The 7,128-nt window shown below is 46.5% G+C and carries 5 protein-coding genes; 1 reads left to right on the top strand and 4 read right to left on the bottom strand.

Annotated elements, in window-relative coordinates:
• The coding region (locus ACQKMP_RS20845) for an exosporium glycoprotein BclB-related protein (protein WP_427470790.1) at nt 1–854 on the top strand (854 nt) is incomplete at its 5' end.
• Nucleotides 855–934: 80 nt separating this feature from the next.
• On the opposite strand, the gene ACQKMP_RS20840 is transcribed toward ACQKMP_RS20845, so the two are convergent.
• The 4 genes from ACQKMP_RS20840 to ACQKMP_RS20825 all read right to left on the bottom strand — a co-directional run bounded on the left by ACQKMP_RS20840 (nt 935) and on the right by ACQKMP_RS20825 (nt 6,893).
• Nucleotides 935–4,279 carry an SNF2 helicase associated domain-containing protein gene (locus tag ACQKMP_RS20840; RefSeq protein ID WP_427470788.1) on the bottom strand — a complete coding sequence of 1,115 codons (3,345 nt, stop codon included), beginning with the start codon at nt 4,277–4,279 and terminating at the stop codon, nt 935–937.
• An 82-nt stretch (nt 4,280–4,361) separates the two neighbouring features.
• Nucleotides 4,362–5,051 (bottom strand): TetR/AcrR family transcriptional regulator, encoded by a 690-nt coding sequence (locus tag ACQKMP_RS20835; RefSeq protein ID WP_427470786.1) that lies wholly within the window; start codon nt 5,049–5,051, stop codon nt 4,362–4,364.
• Nucleotides 5,052–5,109: 58 nt separating this feature from the next.
• Nucleotides 5,110–6,165 (bottom strand): ABC transporter permease, encoded by a 1,056-nt coding sequence (locus tag ACQKMP_RS20830; RefSeq protein WP_339243331.1) that lies wholly within the window; start codon nt 6,163–6,165, stop codon nt 5,110–5,112.
• A complete protein-coding gene (locus ACQKMP_RS20825) occupies nt 6,162–6,893 on the bottom strand; it encodes an ABC transporter ATP-binding protein (RefSeq protein WP_427470783.1) in 732 nt (243 codons plus the stop codon). The genes ACQKMP_RS20830 and ACQKMP_RS20825 overlap by 4 nt, the downstream gene beginning before the upstream one ends.
• Nucleotides 6,894–7,128 lie beyond the last annotated feature (235 nt).

Raw genomic sequence — 7,128 nt, 5'->3', positions numbered from 1 at the left:
ACGCAGGTGTTACAGGAGCAACGGGAAGTGCAGGTGCAACAGGAGCAACGGGAAGCGCAGGAGTTACCGGAGCAACGGGAAGCGCAGGTGTAACAGGAGCAACAGGAAGCGCAGGTGTTACAGGAGCAACGGGAAGTGCAGGTGCAACAGGAGCAACGGGAAGCGCAGGTGTAACTGGAGCAACAGGAAGCGCAGGTGTAACTGGAGCGACAGGAAGCGCAGGTGCAACAGGAGCGACAGGAAGCGCAGGTGTAACTGGAGCAACGGGAAGTGGAGGCGCAACTGGAGCGACTGGAGTGACAGGAACAACCGGAGCAACGGGACCTGCTGGTTCAGGTGCAATCATTCCTTATGCTTCTGGTCTTCCTGTAGCTATGACAACTGTATTAGGAGGCTTGCTGAATACTTCAAGTATCGTAGGATTCGGAAGTAGTGCGACGAATATTAGTGCTGCTGGCGGTACGATAGATCTCACCGGAGCGGCTGGAACCTTGCTGAACTTTGCATTCTCAGTTCCACGCACCGGAACAATTACCTCTTTGGCGGCCTATTTCAGCACAACAGCAGCGCTTAGTTTATTAGGTTCTACAGTAACAATCACTGCTCAATTATACAGTTCTTCTACCCCTAACAATACCTTTACTGCAGTCCCTGGTGCTGTAGTCACATTAAATCCTCCATTTACAGGTGTCCTTTCACTTGGCACAATTAGCAGTGGTATTACTACAGGCTTGAGTATTCCTGTAACCACTGGAGAGCGGTTGCTGTTGGTCTTCACTTCAACAGTAACGGCCGGAGTCGACGTTGCGACAACCATTGCTGGATACGCTAGTGCAGGAGTTACAATCACTTAATACGATGAATTTGTAAAAGGGATATCCCAAAAGCCATTTGGCTGAAGGATATCCCTATTTTTCTCCAAACATCATTACACCTAGATCATCAGAATTTCTCGGATGTCTTGTTCTGTAAGGGTAGATAACCCTTCCTGACCTGGCTGGATCACTTCATCGATTAAGTTCCTTTTCTTCTGTTGTAGCTCATACATCTTGTCCTCCACAGTGCCTTGGGTGACGAGTCTGATCACTTGCACTACTTTTTTCTGTCCGATTCGGTGAGCCCGATCTGCAGCTTGCTGTTCGACGGCAGGGTTCCACCATAGATCGTATAGAATGACAGTGTCTGCCCCTGTTAAATTGAGTCCGGTTCCGCCAGCTTTTAAGGAGATCAGGAAAATATCCCGCTCTCCTTCATTAAATTGATTACATAAATCTACGCGCTGAGACACAGGCGTTTGACCGTCTAGGTAAAAATATGGAATACCTTGATAGCCGAGTTCACGTCCAATCAAACCGAGCATTTCTGTGAACTGGGAGAATACTAGCATTCGTTTACCTGAACTGCGGCATTCCTCTATGATTTCAAACAGCTGCTCGAACTTGGCAGAGCTTCCTTCATACCCATCCACAAATAGAGCCGGGTGACAGCATAGCTGGCGCAGACGGGTGAGACCAGCAAGGATTTTAATCCGATTATTATTACCGAAGCTATCCTGGGTCAGATGCTTAAGCGCCTCTTTTTTCAAACGGGCGAGATAAGCGACATATAACTTCTTCTGCTCAGGGAACAGCTCACAGGCTTGGAGTGATTCGATTTTCTCAGGCAATTCTTTTAACACATCACTCTTTAAGCGCCGCAGCAAAAAAGGACGTGCCCGTTTAGCGATAGTTTCCCTCGGCAAATCGTGAAAAGCCTTCTTACCTGGAAATAACCCGGGAAACACAGTGCCGAAGATGGACCATAGATCTTCTAGCGCATTCTCAACAGGAGTCCCAGTAAGTGCAAAACGATGCCGGGCTTGAAGAGCCATAACTGCTTGAGCGGTCTGCGTCGTATGGTTCTTTATGGTTTGCGCTTCATCGAGAATCAGGGTGTGAAAAGATTTCTTAGCATACAACTGAACATCTCTTCGAAGCAGCGGGTAAGAGGTGATAATTACATCCGCCTTCGCTGCATTTTTTAAAATTCGACCGCGTTCCGTTAAGCTTCCATCTGCAATAACAGCCTTAATCTCAGGCGTGAACTTTTTAAGCTCATTATGCCAGTTGTAGGTGAGAGAGGCAGGAGCGACAATAAGAGCGGGCAGACCACTCTGACGAATATCCGGAAGCTCAGAGAGCAGAAAAGCGATACTCTGCAGCGTTTTGCCAAGACCCATATCATCCGCTAAAATTCCCCCGAAACGGTAATGGGCCAGCGTCTTCAGCCACTGAAATCCATACTGCTGATAATCCCGGAGCACAGGAGCCAGACTATCTGGTATAGGGAAATCAAGGTTCTCAGGATTGTGCATATTCGCAAGTAATCGTTTAAAGGATCTGCTTAGCTTGACTGAGTCACTTTGAGAATCGGAAGAGGTTAAGTGTAACCCACGAACGACTGGTAAAGAAAATTGCACACCTTTAATCTCACCTTCTCGAATGCCCATCTCGTTCATAAAGGTGATGATTTCTTGGAGCTCCTCGCTCTCCAGAGGTAGCAGTGCCCCTTCGGGCAATCGGTAGTATTTACGTTTATCCTGAAGTGATTTTAAGACCATCACAATCTCAGATTCTGGAATACCACCCATGTCGAATTTAAAATCAAGCCAGTCGGTTTTCTCATTCCAACTAATACTCACTTTTGGTGGCGTAGTTCCCGTGAATAGTCTTTCTTTGACAGCGGTGGTCGCATAGACCGTCAATAGTGGTTCAAGCAACGGAATCGTGTGGTATAAAAAATCGTACTCACCGTCCTCATCCGTCATAATATACCCGCCTTCGGTTTTGGCGAAGGATTCATGCTCCATCAGCTCCAGAATTCGGGCCTCTCCTTCACCGTCGCGTATAAGAATCAAGTCCGTACCGCGAACATGGGCTTTTTCATCCAAAGGATTGATGATAATGTCACCATACTGAAACTCTAGCCCGGCGAGCAGTCGATCTCGCACACGGTCCAGATAGAGCCTCGCTATAAGCTTATGTTGCACAATTCGATCAGCAATAGAGTCGGCGATATGCACGTTTCCCAGTTTTTTCAGACCAGGAATAACCTTGTCCATAAAAGGCTCCATTTGTTCGGGGGCAATATCGATGCCATCTCGACGAGAGGATTCCAGCATTTTCTTCATCTCAGATAGGCGCATGCATTCCTGAGCAGTTAGCTTCAACAGCTTACCTTCAGACAGCACGAGTCCGTAATCTTCCAGAACTGAGATCTGCTCCAGTCCTTGAATATCCAGATGGTAGCCTTCGCCTTCGGCTTGCTCGAACGCAAAGCTAAGGGGCGGTGCTTCATTAGGCATATGAATGCCTTCGTACAACACCTCTTCTTGTTGCAGATATACCGACGGAACCTCTGAAAGTGCGGGCTGAAGCGTCTCCCAGAAAAAAGGAGGGATAGCCAGCAGGCGATCTCCCCCCAGGCTGCCACCATATGGAGAGTAGTTAGTGATGTTATCGCGATACATTTTTTCATTTAAGACAATTTCAATTAGCTTCTGAAGAACGATGTTATCTTCCTTCCGAAAGCTGTGAATGGCAGGGTCATAGACGAAATGCTTGGAGAATTCGAAGGTTTCTCCACGATGTACACGTTCCAGAAAACCTCTTATTCTATGAACGACATATAGTCGTTTCGAGCCGATTTTCATTTCTATTCCAAGCATGGTAGTGCTATAGCTGTAAGTGAATGGCTTGCAGATGAACTCGACATTTAAAGGGATTCTATTATCTACAAAAGCCCCAGTACCGCTCGGACGCGGCTTATGGTTGGTGAACATGCCTAGCAGGCTGCTCACAAGATGCTGGTCTCTGGACCTTCCTCCCATGTCTCGCGTAGAATCCGTAACATTACGTGGGGTTAAGACTCCAGTATCTTCAATAGTAGAATGACTGGAAGTTCCGGTACGGTCTGGCCGTTCTCCAGCAGTTTCAAGGGCATCAATGCTGATCAGTACGGCTGCGATATGTTTGCAGAAAGGCCCTCCATGCGTGTAAGCAGGACAAGTACATTCTGCCGTGACATCACCGTCGATATCGATGACAACCATGACTTCGTAGCCAATGCCCCCTTGAACGAGCGCTTCATAACGAGAGCGGGGAAGATCTGGGATGGATTCATTACGTTCTTCAACATCTATTATATCGACGCTTCCTGACTGGTAATAAGCCAATCCTTTTTCAAAAATAGACTTGCCGCACAGCAGCTTAATTACCCGTTCTGTCACACTAAAGCCCATAACATAATTCCTTCCTCGTAACTTGTTCTTCGAAAAGTCCGATTATTATATAGTCCTTATGATAACAGAACGGGCGTGCGCATCAAATAGGGGCTGCTACTCCACTAATCCCGTGCATAATAAAACGGATCGTCAGGTCAATCTCTTCCTCATCGTTCCAGTCCTTCTCCGGTTGTAGCAGCAGGCGATTAAGCAGATACCCACCAATGGATGAAATAGTGAAACGTAGAATAGCGGGTGTGGGTAATTCAATGACTTCACCTTTTGCCTTGAAGTGTTCAACAATTTCGATGACGCGCTCCAGCACCTTGCTTAGAATATTTTCTGCGAACTGTTCTCTGAGCAATGGTTGGAAAGGAATCTCCTGTATCAGAATCTTTAGCATTTTAAAATTTCTACGGGCGAACTCCAGACGATTGACGATAAATGACCGTAGGAATTCTTCGAAGCTGTCATAGGGAACATCGAGTACCCCGTTGAAATTCCGCAGTACAAAAGGAGCGAGCATACGACTCATGGTGGGGCCAATGATGGAGAGCAGTAAATCTTTTTTGGTTTTGTAATATCGGAAAATCGTCCCCTCTGCTACGCCTGCCTTTTGAGCAATTTCACTAGTCGCAGCAGCAGCGTAACCTTTTTCGGAGAACACCTCAATCGCCGCATGCAAAATGGAAATCTGCTTCGGTGTCAGTTTATCCTCTTCACTTATGGCCAGCAGCTCTTCAATCCACTGCTCTTCTATATTTCGTTCCGCAGAATCATGTTTTTTCATTACAATTATCCTCCAAACTTGGTTCATTCCGTTCAACCGATGAAAGTTCTTAGTGAGGCTACATTTTCCGGTGTTTGCGTAGTGCCAATACATTCAGCACCATGAATAATAGTGAAAACCCGATCAGCACATAGACATCCAGAGCGATTGAATTCCATCCTTTGCCACGGATCATGATGTTCATAAGCGCTTCTGATCCATAATAAATTGGGGTTGCGTAGCCGATGCGCTGTAGCCATAGCGGTAGGGTGTCGAGTGGGAACAGTCCGCTGAGGAAGACTTGTGGCACGATAATAAGCGGGATGAACTGAATCATCTGTAGCTCGTTGGCTGCAAAAGCAGATAGTAGCGTGCCCAGCGTCAAAGCTGTCATCGACAGGAGTAATGTGATCAGCATTACGTAACCAAAGCTTCCCGTCATCATAATGCCAAGAATCTGAATGGAAAACCACGAGATCAATAGCGCTTGGAATACGGTAAAAATTCCGAAACCACATACATACCCGAGTACAATCTCCCATCTTTTTAAAGGAGTGGAAAGTAAACGTTCAAGGGTGCCTGTGGTCCGCTCTCGCAGGAATGAAACACCGGCAATCAGGAATACGAAAAAGAAAACAAATACGCCAATCATAATCGGGCCGAAGCGGTCAATCGTCTTCATATTCTCAGAACCGTATAAGTAGCTGATCTGGGGCTGTAATTGCAGCTGTTTCTCTGTACTTGGAAGAAGCTTCTGAGAAAGCTTTTGAAGCGTCATAATTACTGCCTTGTTGGCTGTAGGATTGCTACCCTCTAACAACACTTGAGGGATGACTCCTGAATTCCCAACGTTTCCGTCCAAAGTGATTAAAGCGTCAATCTTTCCTTCTACTAGAGCACTTTTCCCTAGCTCTTCGCTGGCATACTCTTTAATTGTGGTATTTTCTTCTTTTAACGCAGCTGAGATATTTAGTGGCACACCGGATACTCCGATTTTTGGCTCATAGGCGTCCCCGTTGAAGACCAAGCTCATTAAACTTAGAACGATAAGCGGTGCAATGAACATTAAGGCCATCGTTCTTTTATCATGAATAAATTGTCGCAAAATCCGTAAGGTGATCGCTCGGATTCTCATGAACGGACACCTCCATAATATAGAAAGGCTTCTTCAATAGAAGCTGAGCCAGTGGCTTCAAGCAGTCCGGCAGGTGTGTCGGCGGCAAGCAGCTTGCCATCACGGATCATTCCAAGGCGATCACATTTCTCAGCTTCATCCATGACATGCGTAGTGAGTACAATCGTGGTACCTTTCTCGTTCAGAGCCTTTAGTTCTTTCCAGATGGATAGTCGGAGTACAGGATCGATACCTACTGTTGGTTCATCAAGAAGAAGTAGCGGAGGCTCATGGAGCAGCGCAATCGCCAGGGATAGGCGGCGTTTCATTCCGCCAGAGTATTGATCTACTCTTTTGCGCAGATGCTCCTGAAGATCTACTAGTTCCATAACAGCTTTGATGCGTTTTCCGCGCTCCGCACCTTTTAGTCCATATAGCGCAGCGAAGAACTCCAGATTTTCTTTTGCGCTGAGTTCCGTATATAGGGCATCAGATTGAGCCATGTATCCAATTTGCTGCAGCATGGATAACTTAGGCATGGTGACACCAAGCACCTTTACCTCACCTGAGGTCACCTCATCGATACCTGTAAGCAGCTTTACTAGCGTTGTTTTTCCGGAGCCAGAGGGCCCTAATATGCCGAAGGTTTCCGCACGCTCCACTTGAAGTGAAATATCTTCGAGCACCTGTTTGTCTCCAAAGGCTTTACTAACATGGCTCACTGAAATGACTGGAGCTTCCGAACCCATATTCATCTCCTCGATTCTGAATAGTCTGGGATACAAAGTGGTGTTACTGAGTGCTCTGCACAACAATAATGAGTGAGCGCTCACTCATTATTGTGCTCCGGAATCCAGTAAATGTAAAGTGTTAGATTTCCGCTACTGAAACTAACTTACAATTAGGTGTAAATCGCAAAGTAGCGGCATTTTTGCACAAGATGCGAATACCTGCTCACGAACCAACTTGATATGATGTTAATAA

Origin of the sequence: Paenibacillus sp. NPDC101420 (assembly GCF_050277435.1) — a bacterium.
Lineage (GTDB): Bacteria > Bacillota > Bacilli > Paenibacillales > Paenibacillaceae > Paenibacillus_AQ.
Note: the sequence above shows the minus strand (reverse complement) of the source record. Positions and strands in the feature narration are given on the sequence as shown.